This is a genomic window from Citrobacter sp. wls827 (assembly GCF_005280875.1).
GTDB classification, from domain to species: domain Bacteria; phylum Pseudomonadota; class Gammaproteobacteria; order Enterobacterales; family Enterobacteriaceae; genus Citrobacter; species Citrobacter youngae.
In genome coordinates this window covers 122,543-143,478 of record NZ_SZWR01000019.1, presented here as the reverse complement: position 1 = coordinate 143,478, position 20,936 = coordinate 122,543, and the positions used below count along the sequence as shown (strand labels likewise).

The window sequence follows — 20,936 nt, the reverse complement described above, 5'->3', positions numbered from 1 at the left end:
GCGCATAGTGTCATGGCGATCGCGCTATTACCATGATTTGCCGCAATTTGCGGTGCGGCAGGATTAAGCAGGAATGCCCAATGTCACAGTTTCTGATATCGCTATACGCATAACATCCTGCGCGATCATCAACTCTTCATTGGTATTTATAACGGCCACTTTGACCAGCGCAGTTTCAGTTTGAATGAAGGTTGCGTTGCGCTGATTTTTTTCATCATCAACAGCCAGACCTAAGAAATTCAGATTGTGGCAAATCGCAGCGCGTGCTCGGGCTGAGTTTTCACCAATTCCACCCGTAAATACCAAAGCATCCAGACCGCCCATCTGCATAATATAACTGCCTATTGTGGCACGAATTCGCTCTGCAAACAGCGTAAGTGCGAGTGCAGCCTGTGAGTCGCCTTCGTCTGCGGCGCGTTCAACGTCACGATAGTCTGATGAGATACCGGAAACCCCAAGTAATCCCGATTCATTGTTGAGGAGCTGGTTAAGTTGCTGCGGTGTTTTGCCTTCGCGCAGGGCAATCCACGGCAAAATTGACGGGTCAATATCTCCGCTGCGCGTACCCATCATCACGCCAGACTGTGGCGTAAAGCCCATCGAGGTATTCACCGATTTTCCGCCCTTGATAGCACAGATGCTGCTGCCATTACCAAGATGACAACATACGACGCGCAGTGCGCTGAGCGGGACGCCCAGCTTTTCAGCCAACGCGGTACTGACGTATTTGTGGCTGGTACCATGAAAACCGTAACGCCGAATTCCCAGCTCTGAGTAATAGCGCCAGGGTAGAGGATAAATAAAAGAAGGCTCAGCCAGCGTCTGATGAAAAGCAGTGTCAAAAACTGCGACGGCAGGTGCTTCGGGTAATAACTGACGAAAAACTGCGATCCCCAGCGCATTAACCGGGTTATGTAGTGGTGCCAGTTCTGCAAGACGCTCGATTTCGGCCAGTGTTTCATCGTTGACGAGGGCAGAGTCTTTAAAGGACTCACCACCATGTGCGACGCGATGACCGACGCCATCGATCTCTTCCAGACTTTTGATGATGTTCAGGCTAAGCAGTTTTTCCAGTAACAGAGTTACTGCTTCACGGTGATCGGCAACGGGTAACGTCTGCCGCCATTTCTGTACGGGTGTTTTAAGCGTGACCTGCGCGTCAGACATCCCGATACGTTCAATCAGCCCCTGGCAGATCATTTCACCCTGCGGCATCGCCAGTAACTGAAACTTAAGCGAGGAGCTCCCCGCGTTAATGGCCATTATTTTGTGAGACATGACGGTTCCTTTGCATTCAGAAAAATGAACATCTCATCGACCCCGGTATTCTCCAGCGCGCTGGTGACAAACACGTTCTGCGCCCCAGCCTGCACCAACCAGCTTTCTATGAGTGAAATCTTCTGAGGGTTAGCTAAATCGGCTTTGGTGACGAGGCCGATAACAGGTCTGTTCATTGGACCCGTAAAACCTGGAGAAAAAGGTGACCATGGGGCGTCGGCATTCAGTACCAGAGCGATAATGTCGGCTTCACAAGCGCTGGCCAGTAACGCACTGTACAGGCAGCGGTTCTCAAGATATTCACCCGGTGTGTCTATTGTCGTTGGCGACCAGACAATCGCCTGAGTTTTCTGGTAATGAAGTGCTTCTCCACGCAAACACTGCGTGAGCGACGTTTTACCGCACTGGCTGGGGCCAATTAGCATGATACGTTTCATGAGATTACGTCCGGGTGATGGGACACACGGTAAAACGCATCATTTCGCCCAGCGTTCGGGTTACCTGTTTCAGCGCATACTCAACGGCTGAAACATCGCCCGTCAGTACCACCGCGCCGGTAAACCGGTCAAGAAAACCAATCTCTACCGCCCCGGATTTCGTGGCGATATCACAGGCGATGATTGAGGCTTCGCTGGGGGTAATGGTCAGAATACCGATCGCAGAAACCGAATCTGGTAATCCCAGTTTCTTGAACAAATCCTTACCCGGATTAGCGATAAGATGCGCTAATGTGACCTGCTTGCCTGGTACATATTCCTGAATCATTCGATCCGTGGTGGGTTGCCTTTCCATTATCCCTCCACCATCTGTCGCCACATGCTTTCATGCGGACGAGGTATGACCGAGCGGTAAACCAGCAGGCCTTTTTCACCCGCACTTTCACTGGCAACCGTCACCGCGTTATTCACATCGGATACATCGCCGGCAACGACCATGTAGCACTTGCCGCCAATACCAAATGCCATATGGACGCGTACCAGCGTGACGTTGGAGGCTTTAACCGCCCGGTCGGCGGCGCAGATGCAGGCAGCAACGCTCCATGTTTCGACAATACCAACTGCCTGACGCTTATCTACGCTGTTTAGTCCGCTGATTGCGGGGAGTACGCTGGCATGAATGTTGGGGAGTACCAGACTATCAACGAGCATATCGCCAGCAAGAGATGTTCCTGTGGCGATCGCCTGTTGTACGGCGCCTACGTCACCACCGAGCATGAGTAGAAATTTTCCCGGGCAGATGGTCTTGCTGACCAGTAAATTCACATTCGCGCTTTTTAACATGGCATCGCCAGCTTCCATTCCTTTGGCAATGCTGGTGAGTTCTAAAATCCCTATAGCCTGAGACATGATTAACCTCTTATTACCGTGATGGATTGCTCAGTGATTTCGCTGACAATACCGTCAATACTGGCGTGAACAGGCGCGCCTAATGCACCGGACGGTACATCGGCAACACATTGACCGCGAACAACGCGTTCGCCTTGTTCTACACATGGGATGGCGCTGGCACCTATATGCTGGCGTAACAACAGCGTCGTTTTATCTGTGGAATAATCGGTCTCAGCCAGTGGCGCATCGTGATACCAGTCGCTAAGACCCAGTTTGGTAATAAGGCGCTTAACCGGGATCAGCCGGTACTTCGCCATTTCATCCTCAGGATTTAGCGGCCCTTCATAACGATGGTTGAGCGCCCGCAGCTCGCGTTTGAGCATGCGGTTGATGCGCATCGGTGAAATCCCAACGGGACAGGCAACGCTTTCACACACATTGCATTCTGAGCAGGTCAGGGCCGTGAGCAGCAATTGCGGCGTGGCTGCTTGCTGATAATTAACCGCACGAACCAGCAGATGCGGGGATAATTCATGACCGATCAAATGCCTTGGGCACAAATCCGTACACAAACGGCACTGCTCGCAAACGGTTTTTGCAACAGAAAGCACAGTGCGTTCATCCTGCATCCGCCGCTGAATCAACGCATGAGACTTAGGCAAAACCAGCAGGCCCCCGGTGGTCTTGCTGACTGGGGTATCCAGTGACGTAATCAGGCTGCCCATCATCGGACCACCGTTAATAAAGCCGGGATCGTCAACGGTTGCCCCCCCGGCCAGCGCCAGAACGTCGCGTAAAGACATGCCGACGGGGACGGTGAGGGTGATTGGTCTGGCGACCGCACCGTTGACGGTCAGAGTACGACGGGTAACGGGGTACTGTTGTTCTACCGCTCTGGCGATGTTGAGCACGGTCTGGACGTTATTGACCACCACGCCGACGCTGACTGGCAGCGCAGCAGGTGGAACTCTCCGGCCTGTTGCCATCCAGATGGTCAGCACCTCATCACCAGCCGGATAAACATCGGGTAAAATATGTAAGCTGATGCCGGCAGGCAGAAGAGGCGTTAACACATTGATAGCCTTCTGGTATTTCTCTTTGAGCGCAATAATACCGTCACTGGCGCCGGTAGCCGTCATAGCGTATTGAACGCCGCGGATAAGTCGCTCAGCCTGGACGGCCATCAATTGCTGGTCAACTTTCAGCATCGGCTCGCATTCTGCGGCGTTCACCAGAAACGTATCAACCTGCGCCTGGAGTTTAACGTGTGCAGGAAATCCCGCACCACCGGCCCCAACCACGCCTGCTGCACGCACGCGATCGCGTATCATTTGTGCGTCATAAAGAACATGTTCTGCCGTCATGGCTGTCTTCATAATAATTCCTCAAGCAGTTCCTGAATGGCACTGGCATCGGCTACGCGGGGATTGGTTTGCAACGTGACATCAGCCAGCGCGGCCTGAACCATCGACGGTATACGTTGCGACCAGGTATGCTTCTCGTCTTTCAGTGCATCAATAAATGCAGGCAATGCGCACTGTTTTTTGAGTAGTTCGATATGATGAATCAGCGCATTCAGAGCCGCCGTATCGTTCGCGTTATCTGGGCATAAGTGGCAGGCTTTAGCGAAACGGGCATAGCGCTTTGCGGCCCGGGGATCGCGGGCATTAAAATGAATGACATGGGTCAGCAGCAGCGCATTGGCGAGTCCGTGGGGCAGATGAAACTGGCCGCCCAACTGATGGGCAATCGCATGATTGATACCCAGTCCAGCCTGACTAAATGCCATTCCGGCGAGCGTTGACGCGTTGTGCATTTTTCCTCTGGTTGCCAGGCAGTCGCCTTTACTGACGGCGACAGGCAGGTACTGGAAGACGATTTGTGCCGCTTTCTCAGCCAGTGCGTCGGTAAAGTCGCTGGCCTTCGTAGACACGTAAGCTTCCAGCGCGTGCGTTAACACATCCATGCCGGTATTCGCAGTGATGGCTGGCGGTACGCTGACGACCAGCGTCGGATCGAGGATGGCCATGTCCGGGTAAAGCGCATTATTGAATAATGGATACTTAATGCCTTTGTCCGGATCGCTAATCACGCAGGCGCTGGTCACCTCCGATCCCGTACCGCTGGTGGTAGGGATCGCGACACAGGTTTCAATTTCGATACCGAACTGTCGGCTAAACCAGACGATGGCTTTTGCGGCGTCAAGTGCGGAGCCACCGCCGAAACCAATCACCACATCCGGTTGCAGGGATTGCATTTGTGCAATCCCTTGAACTACCGTACCAATGGTTGGATCGGGTGTGATATCACTGAAAATGCTGATGCGATTATCCGCGGGCAGCGTATTTCGCAGCTTTTCAATCAAGGGAGAACGCGCGAGAAAACCATCGCAGATAACCCAGATGTGCTTATTTTTGAAGCGCTTGAGCACATCCAGACTTCCCTGGCCGCTGTACAATCGAGTTTGCAGTGAAAAGCTTTTCATAACGGCCCCATTAGCGAATAGAAAAACCGTTGGTGAGCACACAACGACGAGAGCGTGCGAAAGTTCGCGCTGACGTTGTGCCTTCACCGGTTGGAGTAGCGATAGTAAAGGTGGTAAAGCCTTCACCGCCGACACCAATACCGGCGTAAGAGGGGCCATTTTTCACAAAAATTGAGGTCTGAAGGGTGCGGGCGGCAAGATTCAGACGTGACACGTTTTGTGAATGCATGATGGCAGTGTGATGCAGTCCCTCTTCAACTTTCAGTGCCAACGCCAGTGCACTGTCAAAATCCTTTACGCTCACGATGGGCAGCATTGGCATCAACTGTTCGCTGGTGACCCATGGATCGTCAGCATTGACGATGCCAATCAACAGGCGAGGTGTTTTTGCCGGAACCGGTATGTCCGCAGCTTCAAGCAGGGCTGCTGGACTCTTTCCAACCAGTTTTTTATTGGCTATGCCTTCAGGTAGACAGGCGGCGCGCAGTTTGTTGATGTCTTCGTTGTGCAGAAGTAACGCGCCAAAAGACTGCATTTGTTGGACCAGTCGTTCAGCAACAGCATCGACAACAATCAGGCTTTTCTCAGCAATACAGGGCAGGTTGTAATCAAACGATGCACCGTTGATGATATCTTCAGCTGCTTTAACCAGGTCGGCAGTTTCATCAACAATACAGGGCGGATTTCCTGCACCTGCGCCAATGACTTTTTTCCCGCTTTTCATACCCATAGCAACAATGCCAGGGCCGCCGGTAATCGCCAGAACTGCGATTTTAGGGTGTGCCATCATCTGCTGGGTAGCCTCAAAAGTGGGTTCTGTGACCGTGACGACAAGATTCCGGATCCCGCAGCAGCGGAAGGCAATATCTTCAATCATGGCAATCAGTTTCAGTGATACTGCTTTTGCGCCAGGGTGCGGGCTAAAATAAACGCTGTTTCCCGCGGCCAGCATACTGATGCTGTTATTGATGATGGTTTCCGTCGGGTTGGTACTTGGCGCAACGGAGCCAATCACCCCAAATGGAGAGTACTCAAATAACACCATGCCACCGTCACCGGTTAGCGCCGTGGTAGTGAGGTCTTCGATTCCCGGGGTGTTGTCCAGCGCGGCTTTGTTTTTGAGAAATTTATCCTCTTTGTTGCCCATTCCTGTTTCGGCAGCGCTCTCGGCGGCCAGTGAAGCCAGGTGAGGCGTCAGTTCTTCTCGCAGGGCATTGATGATGGCGCTGCGGGTTTTCAATGGACACTGCTGATAACGCAGAAAAGCCTGATACGCGGCATCAATTGCTTCGTTAACGGAAGGAAAAATTCCATTACCCTTAACTTCTGCTTTTGCCGGGGCGAGTTGTTCACTCAAAATGTTACGAATAAGCGTTTCAAGTTCTGAAGTATTCATTGATGTGTTCTCACGTTAATCGCCGCAATGGCCGTTTCTGCAATGTCCATATCCTGCTCAACGCTTCCCCCGCTGATGCCAAGACCCCCAAGGAGTAAACCCTCTCGCCATAATGCGTACCCGCCACCGAAGGTGACGACTTTTCCCTGCATATGGCTTTCCAGACCGTAAAGCGCGGCCCCTGGTTGCACCGCTGATGTCAGCTCGTGCGTGGCGGTTTTCATCGCCACGGCGGTCCAGGCTTTTTTCGGTGCCAGTTCGCTACTGACGAGCAATGCGTCAGGCATGCGCCAGGTCACCGTTTGAGTTCCGTTCGCATCAACAATGCAAATGACGACCGGAACCTGAATTTCTTCTGCTCTCGCCACCGCCGTGCGAGTCAGTTGGTGGAGCTCCTGAAAAGACAGTGACATAGTCGGCTCCTGGGTGGCTGATGTGCGGATGGCTGCGAGATAGCGCTCCGTCACTTTCTGAATAATGTGGTTTTGATGAGCATCATGATCTTCTGCGCGTGCAAGCGCATATAAGCAATCGGACAGGCGATTGATGTAACGCATCAATACATGTCTGACGGAGATCTCTGTGGAGAGTTCGACCAGTCGCCGCTCTGCGCGGCGAGCCAGTGTGCGGGCGAAGTGTAGTCGGCTGGCGGCTTCGCTGCGGCCTGGTAAAATAAAGCTGCGTAGGGGCGGTACTCTCCCCATCGCGGTATCGATGGCGGCTTCCAGTGCAGCAATTTCTTCTGAGCTGATGTAGCGCTGTTCTGGCGTTGGCTGTTCGCTTTCGCTTGCCAGTTCGGCGCTGAACCAAAAAAGCTGCAGCTGAATATTTTCAAGCAACTGGCGGTGCTGCGGGTTTTTCGCCGCGCAAACGCACAGGCTAAGCGCTGCATTAAGCTCATCCAGCGTACCGTAAGCCTCGACGCGCGGATGCGTTTTACTCACGCGTTGTCCGGTAAAGAGAGCTGTTGTACCGGCATCGCCCGTTCGGGTATAAATCGCCATAGTTCCTCCTAGCGAGAAAGCGTGTCGACAATGCCGACGATAGCCAGGTCGATGGCCTCATTCGGGCCGGAAAAAACGTGTCTGGCGCTGGATCCGCTGCTGAGTAACACCAGTTCGCCCGTTCCTGCACCGACTGAGTCAACCGCGACTTCATCTCCGGTAGCGGGGGAGGCGGGGAGCTCTCCGTCAGCACTCACCCGACGTACCAGCAAGAGTTTTTTTCCCACCAGTGATGGGGATTTTTGCGTGGAAACCACAACGCCTGTAACCCGGGCCAAATGCATAGCTCACTCCTGCTTAATTAATTGGACATTTCGCGTACCGACAGCTTCCTGAGCCAGAGCCGTCACGACACATCGACGGCGTAGTACCAGTACACCACCCTTCAATTGGGCGACGTCGGCGTAGCTGAGAAGCGTTTCAGGATGCAGCACGATGATTCGTCCCAACTCGTCACTGAACTCCAGCGGCAGACGCGCGAGCTTTTTCGCGGGGAGTGCCGGTAGCAGCCGATGCTGTAGAGAGATTTTTACGCGAAGCCCGCATGCCAGCGCCTCGTGGATTGTTACCACTGCGACACTGGACGGACTGCAATCTGCAATTTTTTCCAGTAAAGGCAGGTCTGCCTGAAGGAGGTGCAGTGACGAGTACTGACAACATAATGTCCGGGAATCGATTTCCCGTAACTGTGCGACGCTCAGCGTGATGGTACTTTCCGCGCGTTTTTTTAATCGGGAAACAACCTCCTCGATAATGCGTTGCAGCAGTTCGTTGTTCATCGTGAGGTCACCAGTGTGGCAAATGCCTGCGGATTATCAGCGCCTGCTGCATTGGCTTCGTCTGTATCGATATGCATCTCAAGGCGCATATCCGGCGAAACACGTACGGCGACGTTATCGAAAATCAGTCGGCGTTCATCGCCATTGATTGCCACGGAGACTTTATCTCCATGAGAGACACGCAGTATCAGCGCATCCAGCGGCGACATATGGATATGTCGCTGGGCAACAATAACCCCGGAGGGTAACTCCAGTTCAGCAAAGGGGCTGATAAGACGAATGCCAGGCGTGCCCTGAATATTGCCGGACATGCGCAGCGGCGCAGCGATACCTAATGTGCGGGCGTCGGTACGAGATATCTCCACCTGGCTAGTACTACGCAGTGGACCAAGCAGACGCACATTCTTTAACTGACCTTTCGGTCCGACCAGCGTGACGGTCTGATCTGCGGCATATTGTCCGGGCTGCAACAGACCCTTTTTCTCGCTAATCGGCTGATTAGGAAACAGGCGAGTGTAGTCCTCGGCGCAAAGGTGGATGTGGCGATTCGAAATCCCGAGAGGGATAGGGCGTTCACGCATTTCATCCAGTATTTTACTGACCGTTGTTTCCAGTTGCTGTTTATCCATTACGCTTCACCTCGTTTACCAGAGTGCAGACAAAGAGTGCGCGGCTCGCCCTTTTGACGGGGACAGGCAGGGTCAAGACACAGATTGCAGCTAATCAACTCTGCCTGTTGCGCGGCTTCAGGTAATGCAATTTCTGTAGCCATCTCTTCTTGCTCTTGCGATAGATAAGGTATCGGTTCTGGCGCTGGTGCTGGCTCTGGCTGCACGGGCACACTGTGGGAAAGAATGCCTTCTCCGGGCCTGGAAATGACCCTGTGCGCGACCAGTCCATTTCGCAATTCTGCTAAATTAGCACCGGTGGATATAGCCGCCTGAACGGAGGCCACATCCCCGATTATCTTGATCACCGTCCAGCCTGAGCCGTTGGTTTTTTCGAGGCCCACCAGCGTGATGGAGGCGGCTTTCGCCATGACGTCCGCGCAACTGATGGCTAATGCCAGACCACTAACTTCAAGTAATCCCAGTGATTGCTTCACGCTGTGCTCCTTGTTTGCAACGACTTATGCAGATTTAGGTAAAATGGCTTCAACGTCGCTATGCGGACGCGGGATAACGTGGCAGGATTTCACCTCGCCAACGGCGCTTGCTGCTGCGCTTCCTGCATCTACCGCTGCTTTTACGGCGCCGACATCCCCGCGGACCATCACGGTGATCAGGCCTGAACCAATTTTTTCGTAACCAACCAACTGCACGTTTGCGGATTTCACCATGGCATCAGCGGCTTCAATAGCGCCGACAAGCCCTTTTGTTTCAACCAGTCCCAGTGCGTTATTCATACTGCTTTTCTCCTGTGGATTATGAGTGGCATTCGCGGAACGGAATGCCTTTAACCAGCCGCGCAGCGTTATTGCCAATGCTGCGGCGATCATGGCTATTTTGTTGATACGTCAGCGTAAAAAGTGGCGCTGATGTAGGTAAGTTTTTGTAGTGCACGACCAGTTTTTCATGACTGCAGCCAATGCCAACCAGCAATGGTGATTGGCAGGCAGCCAGCCATGCATTGTGGATAACGTCAGTTGAATGGCTCTCCTGAATCACAAAGGGGATCCCTTCTTCCTCAATACCCAGCAGCACGTCATTCCAGACTTCAGCGCAGCCGGTAGTAGTGAAGATAACAATGGCTGGCGTGGTGAGATTACTTTCCATGAGCGAATGCCTTGTACCAGGAGAGAATCAACCCTGTGGCAACCGCATTGCGCGGACCTTCGGTGCCACGAATGTTGCCGCGCCCGGCAACGAGGCGATAATGAGCCAGTGCATCGGTGACCAGTTGCGGAACTTCGAAGTCCAGCGAGGAACCGCCAACCAGCACGACAAAAGGAATGTCCCGAATATTCCCGGTCGGACTTACCTGACGTAGCGCTCTGAGCGCGTTGGTGACGAAAACGCGCTCCTTGGCGCTGCGGCGAATGGCGCGAACTTTCTCCAGCGCCAGTTCGCCCGGCAGTGGCACCAGTTCATCGGGTTTCACCACGCACACGCGGGCAAATACCGTTGGCGGGAGCGGAGTGGGGAAGAACTGGACGCTGCCGTCTTCGTGGCGAAGATGGAACAAGCTTTCAACTTTCGCCAGCGGGTATTTTTTAATCTCTTCAGCGAGATAACGATCATCCAGCCCCAGTTCTCGGGCAATGATCATTGTGACCATATCGCCGGCCCCTGCCAGATGCGTGGCAATAATTTCGCCTTTCGGGTTGATGATAGAGGCGTCAGTAGATCCGGCCCCAAGATCCAGAATAGCCAGTGGACGTGTAGTACCCGGTGTGGTTAAGGCACCCAGAATAGCGGCTTCGGCTTCAGCACCACCAACCTGCACATCAATGTTGAGTTTTTGCGTTATTTCCTGGGCAATCATCGCCATTTGCAGGCGATCTGATTTCACCATAGAAGCAATACCAACGGCCTGTTCCAACGAAAACTCGCCGGCAAGTCCCCCGGTCACGCTGACTGGGACTGAAGTATCAACTGCCAACAGATCCTGAATAAAGATTTCATGACTGGGTTTGTTGGTTAATTCAGCCATTGTCTGGCGTACGTGCTCCAGCATGCCACCAATATTGGTTCCCGCCTCTCCGGTGACGTTATCCAGTTTCGGGCATTCGCCAACCGCTTTCATAATCGCGTCGGCACCTGCCGCGACGTCGACGCGTACTGTTCGTCCTTGCGATTGCAGTTCCAGGTTTCCGGCAGGTATTGCACGAGCTTTCACATCACCTGACGGCGTTTTCACCACTACCGCAGAACGGTTGCCAATCAGTGCGCGGGCCATGGGGACAATGTTCTTGGTCTCCTCTGCGCTAAGGCTAAAGACAGTCGCGATTCCGTACGGGTTGGAAAGGGTTTCGATAACCTTGCCTGGAACCGCGACCTCAATAGCGGCCAGCATACCCAATGGGATGCGGTCGATATGAAGCACTTCATCGACGATGGGCAGGGGATGAGTCAGACGATTGCTGACCAACACGCCATCGTCCTGCTGCAAAATAACGCCAGTTAACTGGTACCCGGCGCGGACGGAAGCATTTATCATCGTGGCGACATCGGCGAAATCAAATGCTGATGACACTACCAGAATATAGGGCGTATCCGCCGGACGACTGAGCAGGTCTTCCGGCGTAATCGTGATGCCGACGCCTAACCCGACGCCGCCTGGCGTTTTAGGGTTATGACCGATCATAGTGGACTCAGTGATGATGGTTTCGGTGATCGTTTCCATCGCCACGTCGCCAATGACCGGAGTGGCTTCGTTAATACGGATGAGCGCAATATCGCTGACATTGATTCCGGCGTTTTTAGCCGCCAGCGTAAGCGCCTCCTGAATGCCAAACACATTACGCAATGTGCCCTTAATCCCGGTGGTTTCCGCCAGCGCACTGCTGGTGATGCTCAGTGCGCCAGACTCATCCAGGGTAGCCAGAGCGACTTCCGTGGATGAGTTGCCTATGTCAATGCCAGCTATATATCGCATGATCCTGTCCCTGAGTTAGTCGTCGCCTTTGAGTTTTTTACGCTCAACGTACAGCGCTGCCGCTTCACGAACGAAAGCTGCGCAGATCTTTGCCTGATAACGATTTTCGAGATCGTCGGCGATGGCCATCAGCTCGTCTTTCGTTGAGCGGTACGGGCGCAGCGCGTTGTAGATCTCAAGAATACGGTCGTCAGGTACGGCGGTTAGCTCAGCGGCGCGCTCGAAGTTCATCGCCAGCCTGTCACGTCCGGCATCCTTGGCGATTTCCGCCTGGAGGCGCAGCGTTTCAGGGGTGATGCGCATGTCTTGCGCCGTCACTTTATTGCTCAGAACATTTTCGAGCGTGAAGTCATCCAGGGTTTTGTTGGTTGCGGTTTTTACCCACTCAGGATGTTTATTCGCGAGAGGGTAGTCCGAGACTTTCGCGGTATGAGCTGATGAACTCGCCGTGGTCGGAGTTGCGGACTCTCCCTGCAGGCTGTTCATCCGGCTCAGCACATCCCGAACCATCGATTCAATTGCGTCGGTATTCATGGAGTTATCCTTTATCAAAGCGCCACGCGCAGTTCCTGCGGGTTTTTGCCCGTCACGACGTATTTGGTCTCTTTAATGTGCAGAATGGCTGATTTCGCCTGGTACTTAGGACGAGCCATCTGGTCATTCAGCGTAGGGACCGGTTGCGGAGATTCACGCTTGGCATAACGCGCGGCGTTTTTACCGATCTGACGGTAGGTTTCCAGCGTCAGAAGCGGTGCCTGAGGGAACAGCTCCAGGTTAGAAAGCGGCGGTAATCCCTGCTGATGAATAACCGTGGTGCCTTTTGACTGGATGCCGATAGAGATCCCGGAGCCACTCAGGCGGTTACCTTCCACGGCAACAAACGCCACATCAGAGGATTTAAAGCAGCGGATAACGCGCGCTTTAATGCCTTCTTCTTCAATACCGGCAATCACTTCGCGTAAGATATTTTTGTGCGGTATACCGACGATATTGACGGTTTGCGACAGACCAAACGCTGGCCCTACGGCAATAATCACTTCATCCTGCTGCTGGCCCTGTTTGGCTTCGCCAATCTCAGTCAGAAAACTGTCGCCTTGTACCGCTGCAGCCTGTGGTGCGCTAGCCGCTGTCGTTGAGCTGAATGAGACAGGTTTGTCGCTGGTTTGCATTTCAGACAGTACGTCTTCAATTATCTGGCGCAGCAGCTTTTCATTGATTTCCATTTTTCACCCCTTAGCCAAGTTCGTTGGGATCAAGTGCGCCAGGGATGTTTTTGATCTCTTCCCAGCGTTCGCCTTGCAGGCGATAACCTGTTGCCGGACCGGCATAGTCATTGACGTCATTTACTGCGGACAGCACCTGTCCGTCGCCAACGATAATGGCGGAGGTATGCAGATAATCCCCGGTTAACTTGGCTTTCTGGATGTTGAGCATGTCCTGAGCGACATCGGTAAACCCGCCCTGAGCAAGAGCTTTCACCACTTCCAGACCGTTACGGTTTTTATTGATGATCTCTTGCGCAAATTTGATGTCTTCAACGATGTTACGCTCTGGCATATCTTTTGAACCGTGGGCGTAGGTCGCGGCCTCGACTTCTTCGTCGGTGATTGGCGGTAATCCCATCCCGGCGAATACGGCCTGCAGTGCGCGAGCTGCTTTATTGCGAATGGCGATAACGTCTTCTTCACGCACCGGACGCAGACCACCGTCGACTTTCAGATCGCGCTGGATGACGTTGTAATCGTCAAAATCTTCGGCATCCTCGTTGGAACCTGCGAACATGTTGTCGTAGTTCGGAACAGCGGAATAACCAGATGAAATGAAATCTGTACCCGGCAAGAATTGCATAAGCAGACGAGCAGTACGACGCATATCGGAGTGGGTAAAGGTCTGGTCATTACTGGAGGCGCACTCCAGATCCAGTGACGAGCAGATCAGGTTTTCTGCCAGCACCGCGCGAATACCCGATGGCACGGCTGAAGGTACGCCAATACAACTTACTGAACCGTTTTGCAAACCCTGAACGCCAGCTGCCTTGGTGATGTAAATGCAGCGCGCTTCCAGATAAAGCATCGATTTGCCTTCGGCATAGCCCATCTGAACTTCTGAACCGGAGCCAGACGTGAAGCGCATTTTCAGGCCGCGTGAAGCGTAAGAAGAGGCCAGAAAACCTTTTGACCATGGCGTGTCGTCACCGTCTGTAAAGACGGGTTCAGTACCGTAGACGGAGATGGTTTCTGCGTAGCAGGTGTGGCCCAACATGCCGAGTTTCAGCTCGGTGGCTTCTTCCAGAGAACACTGAGTTAACACACCTGGGCGTCCAACCTGCGAACCTACCAGCAGTGCAATCGCGTTAAACGGCGCGTAACGTGCAACAGCAACGGTCGTTTCCTGCTCATCAAAGCCACGCCAGGCACCCTCTGCAGCATCGGCGGCAATCTGTACCGGGTTATCTTTGACGTTAGTCACGTGCGCTTGTTGAGATGGGGTACGGCGGGCACGCATTTTCTGCATGGCCATCATCATCTCAACGACGTTCATGTGTGAAACCACTTCCACAATTTTCGCTGGCGTCATTGCCGTGGTCAGAGGAACAATGTCCATACGCTTGACGTTGGGGTCGCAAAGCATATTGGCGAGTTTAACCGAGTCCATCGCCATCACCTCTTCAGCGCGAGCCAGGTTAATGCCGTAGCGCGCGATGAAGTGGTCAATCAGATCAAATTCACTGGCGGATTTGCCGTCCAGTTCAGTGACCATCCCGTTGACGATTTTAATCGACGGCTTAGGGTCGTTCGGGCTTTCCATCGCAATGAAGCCTTCTTCGATCCACTCCTTAACGAAGCCGTCCTGATTCACAGGGCGTTTCGCCAGTGCTTCAAATCTTTTCGATCTCATGAATCAGCCTCACTGATATCAGATATAGGACGGACGGTCGTTTTTGGGATCTGAGCCGAGGGTCGCCAGCACGGTTTTACCGATTTCACGGGCTGAGATAACAGCCTGACGCACGGCCCCTGAGTCACCGGAAATGACCAAAATGGCTTCGTTGCTGAAACTGGTGCCATGGGCGGGGGAGCTGTAGGCCACCACTTCAACATTGGCGGATTTCAGCGCCGTATCGGCCATCAGGACACCTACGGATGCGGGTGCGCCGACGATGACGCCACAGGCACGACCAATCGGTGCGCCAAAGGCTTTTTCCAGCGCGTAGCTGGCGCGTGCGGTGTATTGCATCTCGATGTGACCGGCTTCGTTGGCATAAACGTCGCCAAAGGTGCGATCCAGCTCTTTCAGCGCAACTTCAATCCCGCGCTTCACGTCAGAAACGTCATTACCGCCGAGAATTATTAGCGAACCATGACCAGCGCCGCCTTTGGTATCACGCGGCAACTCGATGCTGACGACTTCAGTATTTGTGGCTTTCACCGCTTCATCAGCGGCCATGATGTGTGGACCCGCACCAGTACGTGCGCCAAGGATGCCAATGGAGCGATAACGCTTTTCAAGTTTCATCGCGTCCAGTAAGGCGCTATCTACGTTGGCGATCACCAGACCGACGGTGTCGCCAATCGCAGTACCGACAAATTCCGTTAAACTGCAGCTCTTCTCTGCCATAGCCGTTTCTCGTGTTGGAGGATTATTTTCAGGGATAGCCTGCTGTTCTGGCGTTGCCACACGAGCAATCACCTGCGCCATGATCTGTTCAACCAGCTCATTGCTGCTCATTAGCTAATTCCCTTCGGTAAGATTTTTTCGACATCGGTATGAGGACGTGGAATGACGTGTACGGCTTTCACTTCTCCCACGTTACGGGCCGCGGCGGCACCGGCATCTGTTGCTGCTTTAACCGCGCCGACATCACCGCGGACAATGACTGTTACCAGTCCCGAACCAATTTTTTCGTAGCCGACCAGCATTACATTGGCTGACTTCACCATTGCATCTGCGGCCTCTATGGCTGCAGTTAAGCCTTTGGTTTCTACCATTCCTAACGCTTCTTGTTGCATAAAGACCTCGCCTGGGTTGTCCCGATTTTCATGACTATAAAAAGAAGCGAGGAAAAAGAATGGCTGACTTGAATGTATGAGAGAAAAAATAGTGAGGAACTGGTGATATAAAATTGCTGTTAATTATTTTATTGTGTTGTTTTTATTGATCATTTTTAGATTTGTTGATGTGATTATTTGGTTATGTTAATTCCATATTTACACTTTTGAACGTGACAGGTGAAATATCATTTGCTATGCGGGGAAAATGAATTTGTGACGGTTATCTGAAAACAAGATTATGCTATTGGCAATATTTTATTATTTCTAAAATGTACAAATAATAGAGAAATTCCCCGTCATTTGGCTTTGTTTAATAAAAGTGATGGCAAGAATTTGCTATCGCAACACGATTTTTAAAGTCATACCGCCCGCAGATTGCCAACAATTTGCCGACATGGCTTTTTATAGTAAGCCTCGAAGTATTCTACTTGCCAGCAAGGAGTCCGCTGGTAAAGACACGAACTCTGCTTAGAAGGTGTCACAATGAACGATTCACTAAAAGCGCAATGCATTGCCGAGTTTTTGGGTACCGGGTTGTTTTTGTTTTTTGGCATTGGATGCCTGAGCGCCCTGAAAGTAGCCGGTGCCAGTTTAGGGTTATGGGAGATCTGCATTATATGGGGACTGGGGATCTCTCTGGCAGTTTATCTGACAGCAGGGATCTCAGGTGCACATCTCAATCCCGCTATCACCATCGCACTGTGGTTGTTTGCCTGTTTTCCAGGTCGTAAAGTGTTGCCGTACTCCATTGCTCAGGTGGCTGGTGCCTTTGGTGGCGCTCTGCTCGCCTATTTGTTGTATGGCAGTTTGTTTATCGAGTACGAAACCGCCCACCACATGGTGCGGGGTAGCTTCGAAAGTTTGCAGCTTGCCAGCATATTTAGCACTTATCCTGCCGCTGCACTCAGCGTCTGGCAGGCTGCACTGGTGGAAGTTGTGATTACCTCCATTCTGATGGGGATGATCATGGCGCTCACCGATGATGGCAATGGGATTCCCCGGGGGCCGTTGGCACCACTACTGATCGGTATTCTGGTTGCCGTTCTTGGGGCATCGACCGGACCGCTTACCGGATTCGCCATGAATCCGGCTCGTGATTTTGGGCCAAAATTGTTCGCATGGATGGCGGGTTGGGGGGATGTCGCGATGACTGGGGGGCGTGATATTCCTTACTTTATTGTCCCGATCGTGGCACCTATCATTGGCGCTTGTGCGGGGGCAGCAATTTATCGTTACTTTATTGGCAAAAACTTACCGTGTAATAGCTGTAAGCTGGAGGAAAATGAGCGTTAGCTTCACGGAAAATGTTTATTTTTGAAATGTAATAACTGTTTTCGTGATCAGGTTTCCTGAACCGCTTAAAAAGTCTCCCAAGAATGGGAGACTTTTGTTATGTTCGAATACGCCTTTTATCATTGCTCTGGATAGCGAGATGAAAAGCAGATGTAAATAATGTGTTTTATTTATAACAATAAATTAACTGAGAGGTTTTATCATGATTTCTGCGAGTGCCCTGAACTCAGAACTCATTAATAAAATCGCACAGGATTTTGCGCAGGCCACCAGTCTGGCTGTTGTGGTTGTCAATATTCACGGTGATGAAATTTCTGAGCTTTTTAATTTCACTCCTTTTTGCCAGTTGATGCGCCAGCATCCTCAGCATAGTACACGATGTCGTATGAGCGATCGCTGTGGGGGACTGGAAGCTTCAAAATCCGATCAACCCTGCATTTATCGCTGCCATGCCGGACTTACCGACTTCTCCATTCCGCTGGTCATTGCGGGACATCTGGTCGGGTTTGTCTTATGTGGCCAGGTGCGCCTAAGCAATGACGTGGGGCTGGTGGATATTCTGAACGTGGACGACCGTTGGCAAGCCGATCCCGAACTGGTGAGTGAATTTCGTAATGTACCGGAAATGGACTATTCGCGGGTTATTGCTTCCGCGGATTTGCTAAAGCTCATTGTAGAAAATTGTCTTAAAAAACAACTGAATTTCGTCGTAATCAAAGACAATCCGCAGCAGTCAGAACCGGTACGCGCTAACCGCAGTACCAATCCGCATGACAGTAAAATGAAGAAAGCCTTGCGCTATATTGATGCGCATTTATCAGACGAGCTGCGTCTGGAAGATGTTGCCTCTCACGTTTATCTCAGTCCTTACTATTTCAGCAAATTGTTCAAAAAATATCAGGGGATAGGGTTTAACGCATGGGTAAATCAACAGCGAATGGCGAGTGCCAAAGAGTTGCTTTGTCATAGCGACTGGAGCATCGCCAGTATTGCGCGAAATTTAGGCTTTTCACAAACCAGTTATTTTTGCAAAGTATTCCGTCAAACGTACCAGGTTACGCCGCAGGCTTTCCGTCAGCAAATAAATGTCACCTCATCTGAAGAGACAGCTTAAATAGCAATAATTTGCTATTGCCGATTTTTGATATCGTACGCTATGTCAGTCATTATAAAATGAAAAATAACTACAGCAGTCAATAAATTGTCATAGCGCAACAAAATAATAGTATTTGAGGGATAAACTGCACCAGTTTTTATTTTTGTGATGAGATACAGTGTCTGTGTGAAAGACTTTCTTTATTCTTTAATGACGCTTTCATTCAAAAAATGAACATATGAATAAACGGGTTGAGGCCATAACATTGGTTGAATGTACCCGGCAAGATATTAAATTGAATTATTGTCATGAGGTCGTGAATTTGCCTCAAGACACAGAGCCAAATTAAATCGGCTCTTGAACTGACAGGTTTGCCACATTTGTGGTAGGGAAGGGGGTGAGAATCCCCCGCAGCCCCCGCTGCTGTGATGCTGACGACCCCGTATAGACCACTGATCGCAAGATTGGGAAGGACGGGCGAGGACGACGCTAAGCCAGAAGACCTGCCTGTCGGTGACTACCAACAACTTCGGTGGGAAGTGGGTTGCGCAGATGCATACAGTCGAGAGACTGGGTATCTATACACCCCTACCACCCTGAACAGGATCAGGGTATGGCGGCCAGTTTTCACGCATTTGTTCTTGCAGGTACCGGTAGCGGCTGTGGCAAAACCACGGTGACGCTGGGCCTGTTGAGCCTGATGAAAAAGCGCGGTTTACGCGTCCAGCCATGCAAAGTCGGTCCTGATTACCTTGATACTGGCTGGCACACCGCGGTGTGCGGCACGGCTTCCCGTAATCTTGATAGCTTCATGCTACCCACCTCTACACTGAATGCCTTATTTTGCGAGCAGATGCAGCACGCGGATATTGCCGTTATCGAAGGCGTTATGGGGTTATATGACGGCTATGGTACAGACCCTGATTACTGCAGTACTGCGGCGATGGCGAAACAGTTAGGTTGCCCGGTCATCTTGCTGGTTGATGGTAAGGCGGTTTCCACTTCGATAGCCGCCACGGTGATGGGATTCCAGCATTTTGATCCCAGTCTGAACATTGCAGGCGTGATTGTTAATCGGGTCAACAGCGAAACACATTACCAGCTACTCAAAGTTGCCATTGAGCGTTACTGCTCCGTGCCTGTATTAGGCTACGTTCCCCGCATGGAGGGCGTCGCTCTTCCTGAACGTCATCTGGGTTTAGTTACCGCTCGTGAGTCAGTTATCAACCAGCAGCCGTGGCAGGATTTTGCCGCGACGCTGGAACAGACGCTGGATATCGACGCGTTGTTGGCATTAAGCCAGTTAAACACCCTTCCTGTTGGCGAATGGCCCGCGCTACCGGCAGCAGACGCAGGAGCAGGGTTAACGCTGGCCATTGCTGATGACGAGGCGTTCAACTTTTATTATCCGGATAACATTACATTACTGGCGCGTACGGGCCTCAATATTGTTCGTTTTAGCCCGCTGCATGATACCTGTTTACCAGACTGTCAGATGATTTGGTTAGGCGGCGGATATCCGGAACTGCATGCTGCGGCCCTGGCCCGTAATGTCACCATGCTGGAGCAACTGCGAGCGGCGCATCAGCGTGGCGTCGCTATTTATGCAGAGTGCGGAGGGTTGATGTATCTCGGTAGCTCGCTGGAGGACAGCAACGGCGATTGCTGGCTAATGGCGGATATCATTCCAGGGCACAGCAAAATGGGCAAACGGCTGACCCGGTTTGGCTACTGCGAGGCACAAGCCACACAGCAAACATTGCTGGCAACGGCCGGTGAAGTCCTGCGCGGGCATGAATTCCACTATTCCGACTTTACCCCTGAAACCCCGGCGGTGATGAATTGCCGCAAGGTGCGTGATGGCAAAACGCTGCAGGCCTGGTCAGGTGGATGGCAGGTCGGAAATACCTTCGCCAGTTATCTGCACGTTCATTTTGCCCAGCGCCCCGAAATGCTCAATCACTGGCTGGCCGCTGCGAGGAATGCGCTATGACGATACTCGCATGGTGCGTTGCCTGGCTGCTGGATTTTATCATTGGTGATCCGCAGAACTGGCCTCACCCGGTGCGCTGGATTGGCAATCTGATTTCTGCCGTGCAACGCGTTGTTCGTCGTTACTGCCATAGCGACCGCGCGCTTCGCATTGGTGGTGCAGTGATGTGGATTGTGGTGGTTGGACTGACCTGGGCTGTGTCCTGGGGGGTACTGGCGCTGGCGCAATCAATTCATCCCTGGTTTGGTTGGGTCGTTGAGGTGTGGATGATTTTCACTGTGCTGGCGGGGCGTTGTCTGGCAAATGCTGCGCTGGATGTAGAGCGTCCATTGCGTGCCAATAATCTTGCCGAAAGTCGGGAAAAACTCTCCTGGATTGTGGGACGTGATACCTCACAGCTGCAACCAAAACAGATCAACCGCGCCGTGGTGGAAACCGTGGCGGAAAACACCGTTGACGGCATCATCGCGCCGTTGTTCTTCCTCTTACTGGGCGGTGCGCCACTGGCGATGGCCTACAAAGCGGTGAATACCCTCGATTCAATGGTGGGGTACAAACATGAAAAGTACCGTGCTATCGGCATGGTCAGCGCCCGTCTGGACGATGTCGCTAACTTTATTCCGGCAAGACTGAGC

24 protein-coding genes and 1 riboswitch are annotated in these 20,936 nt (G+C 52.2%); of the genes, 4 read left to right on the top strand and 20 right to left on the bottom strand.

Annotation, left to right across the window (positions count from 1 at the left end; translation table 11 throughout):
* Positions 1-63: 63 nt before the first annotated feature.
* The 20 genes from FDX03_RS16050 to pduA are packed head-to-tail and all read right to left on the bottom strand — an operon-like array spanning position 64 to position 15,877.
* A complete protein-coding gene (locus FDX03_RS16050) occupies positions 64-1,278 on the bottom strand; it encodes an acetate/propionate family kinase (RefSeq protein WP_061067704.1) in 1,215 nt (404 codons plus the stop codon).
* Positions 1,263-1,715, bottom strand: a complete 453-nt coding sequence (pduV, locus tag FDX03_RS16045) for a propanediol utilization protein PduV (RefSeq protein ID WP_061067705.1) — start codon at positions 1,713-1,715, stop codon at positions 1,263-1,265. Before pduV ends, FDX03_RS16050 begins: the two co-directional genes overlap by 16 nt.
* Before the next feature lie 4 nt (positions 1,716-1,719).
* A complete protein-coding gene (gene pduU / locus FDX03_RS16040) occupies positions 1,720-2,070 on the bottom strand; it encodes a propanediol utilization microcompartment protein PduU (RefSeq protein WP_137346224.1) in 351 nt (116 codons plus the stop codon).
* Complete coding sequence (gene pduT / locus FDX03_RS16035; protein ID WP_003030201.1) at positions 2,070-2,624, bottom strand: propanediol utilization microcompartment protein PduT; 555 nt, start codon at positions 2,622-2,624, stop codon at positions 2,070-2,072. Before pduT ends, pduU begins: the two co-directional genes overlap by 1 nt.
* Positions 2,625-2,626: 2 nt before the next feature.
* Positions 2,627-3,982, bottom strand: a complete 1,356-nt coding sequence (pduS, locus tag FDX03_RS16030; protein WP_137346223.1) for a cobalamin reductase PduS — start codon at positions 3,980-3,982, stop codon at positions 2,627-2,629.
* On the bottom strand, positions 3,979-5,091 hold the full coding sequence (locus FDX03_RS16025) for a 1-propanol dehydrogenase PduQ (protein ID WP_137346222.1): 1,113 nt from the start codon (positions 5,089-5,091) through the stop codon (positions 3,979-3,981). The genes pduS and FDX03_RS16025 overlap by 4 nt, the downstream gene beginning before the upstream one ends.
* Positions 5,092-5,101: 10 nt before the next feature.
* Positions 5,102-6,487 (bottom strand): CoA-acylating propionaldehyde dehydrogenase PduP, encoded by a 1,386-nt coding sequence (pduP, locus tag FDX03_RS16020; RefSeq protein ID WP_048212002.1) that lies wholly within the window; start codon positions 6,485-6,487, stop codon positions 5,102-5,104.
* On the bottom strand, positions 6,484-7,491 hold the full coding sequence (gene pduO, locus FDX03_RS16015) for a two-domain cob(I)yrinic acid a,c-diamide adenosyltransferase PduO (RefSeq protein ID WP_124021641.1): 1,008 nt from the start codon (positions 7,489-7,491) through the stop codon (positions 6,484-6,486). The genes pduP and pduO overlap by 4 nt, the downstream gene beginning before the upstream one ends.
* 8 nt (positions 7,492-7,499) lie before the next feature.
* Complete coding sequence (locus tag FDX03_RS16010; protein ID WP_048212000.1) at positions 7,500-7,775, bottom strand: EutN/CcmL family microcompartment protein; 276 nt, start codon at positions 7,773-7,775, stop codon at positions 7,500-7,502.
* Between the two features lie 3 nt (positions 7,776-7,778).
* Positions 7,779-8,270, bottom strand: coding sequence for a microcompartment protein PduM (gene pduM / locus FDX03_RS16005; RefSeq protein WP_137346221.1), 492 nt, complete (start codon positions 8,268-8,270; stop codon positions 7,779-7,781).
* The gene (locus FDX03_RS16000; protein ID WP_048211998.1) at positions 8,267-8,899 is read right to left on the bottom strand and encodes a phosphate propanoyltransferase; all 633 of its coding nucleotides are present in this window, start codon (positions 8,897-8,899) and stop codon (positions 8,267-8,269) included. The genes pduM and FDX03_RS16000 overlap by 4 nt, the downstream gene beginning before the upstream one ends.
* Positions 8,899-9,375, bottom strand: a complete 477-nt coding sequence (locus FDX03_RS15995; protein ID WP_061067712.1) for a BMC domain-containing protein — start codon at positions 9,373-9,375, stop codon at positions 8,899-8,901. The genes FDX03_RS16000 and FDX03_RS15995 overlap by 1 nt, the downstream gene beginning before the upstream one ends.
* 24 nt (positions 9,376-9,399) lie before the next feature.
* Positions 9,400-9,675, bottom strand: a complete 276-nt coding sequence (gene pduJ, locus FDX03_RS15990) for a propanediol utilization microcompartment protein PduJ (RefSeq protein WP_001057752.1) — start codon at positions 9,673-9,675, stop codon at positions 9,400-9,402.
* A 19-nt stretch (positions 9,676-9,694) separates the two neighbouring features.
* Positions 9,695-10,045, bottom strand: coding sequence for a glycerol dehydratase reactivase beta/small subunit family protein (locus FDX03_RS15985; RefSeq protein ID WP_048211996.1), 351 nt, complete (start codon positions 10,043-10,045; stop codon positions 9,695-9,697).
* Positions 10,035-11,867, bottom strand: a complete 1,833-nt coding sequence (locus FDX03_RS15980) for a diol dehydratase reactivase subunit alpha (protein WP_048211995.1) — start codon at positions 11,865-11,867, stop codon at positions 10,035-10,037. Before FDX03_RS15980 ends, FDX03_RS15985 begins: the two co-directional genes overlap by 11 nt.
* 15 nt (positions 11,868-11,882) lie before the next feature.
* On the bottom strand, positions 11,883-12,401 hold the full coding sequence (gene pduE, locus FDX03_RS15975; RefSeq protein ID WP_048211994.1) for a propanediol dehydratase small subunit PduE: 519 nt from the start codon (positions 12,399-12,401) through the stop codon (positions 11,883-11,885).
* A gap of 14 nt (positions 12,402-12,415) precedes the next feature.
* Entirely contained in the window at positions 12,416-13,090 is a 675-nt protein-coding gene (pduD, locus tag FDX03_RS15970; RefSeq protein ID WP_116360213.1) for a propanediol dehydratase medium subunit PduD, read from the bottom strand.
* A gap of 10 nt (positions 13,091-13,100) precedes the next feature.
* Positions 13,101-14,765 carry a propanediol dehydratase large subunit PduC gene (pduC, locus tag FDX03_RS15965; protein ID WP_005128020.1) on the bottom strand — a complete coding sequence of 555 codons (1,665 nt, stop codon included), beginning with the start codon at positions 14,763-14,765 and terminating at the stop codon, positions 13,101-13,103.
* Between the two features lie 18 nt (positions 14,766-14,783).
* Positions 14,784-15,596: a propanediol utilization microcompartment protein PduB gene (gene pduB / locus FDX03_RS15960; protein ID WP_048211993.1), complete on the bottom strand. Its 813-nt coding sequence runs from the start codon at positions 15,594-15,596 to the stop codon at positions 14,784-14,786.
* On the bottom strand, positions 15,596-15,877 hold the full coding sequence (pduA, locus tag FDX03_RS15955; RefSeq protein ID WP_003030255.1) for a propanediol utilization microcompartment protein PduA: 282 nt from the start codon (positions 15,875-15,877) through the stop codon (positions 15,596-15,598). Before pduA ends, pduB begins: the two co-directional genes overlap by 1 nt.
* Before the next feature lie 525 nt (positions 15,878-16,402).
* On the opposite strand from pduA, the gene pduF reads away from it, so the two are divergent.
* From pduF to cbiB, 4 genes are all read left to right on the top strand, one after another.
* Positions 16,403-17,212: a propanediol diffusion facilitator PduF gene (gene pduF, locus FDX03_RS15950; RefSeq protein WP_101741436.1), complete on the top strand. Its 810-nt coding sequence runs from the start codon at positions 16,403-16,405 to the stop codon at positions 17,210-17,212.
* Between the two features lie 202 nt (positions 17,213-17,414).
* The gene (pocR, locus tag FDX03_RS15945) at positions 17,415-18,326 is read left to right on the top strand and encodes a regulatory protein PocR (protein WP_048211991.1); all 912 of its coding nucleotides are present in this window, start codon (positions 17,415-17,417) and stop codon (positions 18,324-18,326) included.
* Between the two features lie 332 nt (positions 18,327-18,658).
* A riboswitch (cobalamin riboswitch) is annotated at positions 18,659-18,834 on the top strand.
* 87 nt (positions 18,835-18,921) lie between these two features.
* On the top strand, positions 18,922-20,301 hold the full coding sequence (locus FDX03_RS15940) for a cobyrinate a,c-diamide synthase (RefSeq protein ID WP_137346220.1): 1,380 nt from the start codon (positions 18,922-18,924) through the stop codon (positions 20,299-20,301).
* Positions 20,298-20,936 (top strand): adenosylcobinamide-phosphate synthase CbiB (gene cbiB / locus FDX03_RS23540; RefSeq protein WP_249357087.1); only part of this gene is annotated, 639 nt, incomplete at its 3' end. The genes FDX03_RS15940 and cbiB, both read left to right, overlap by 4 nt.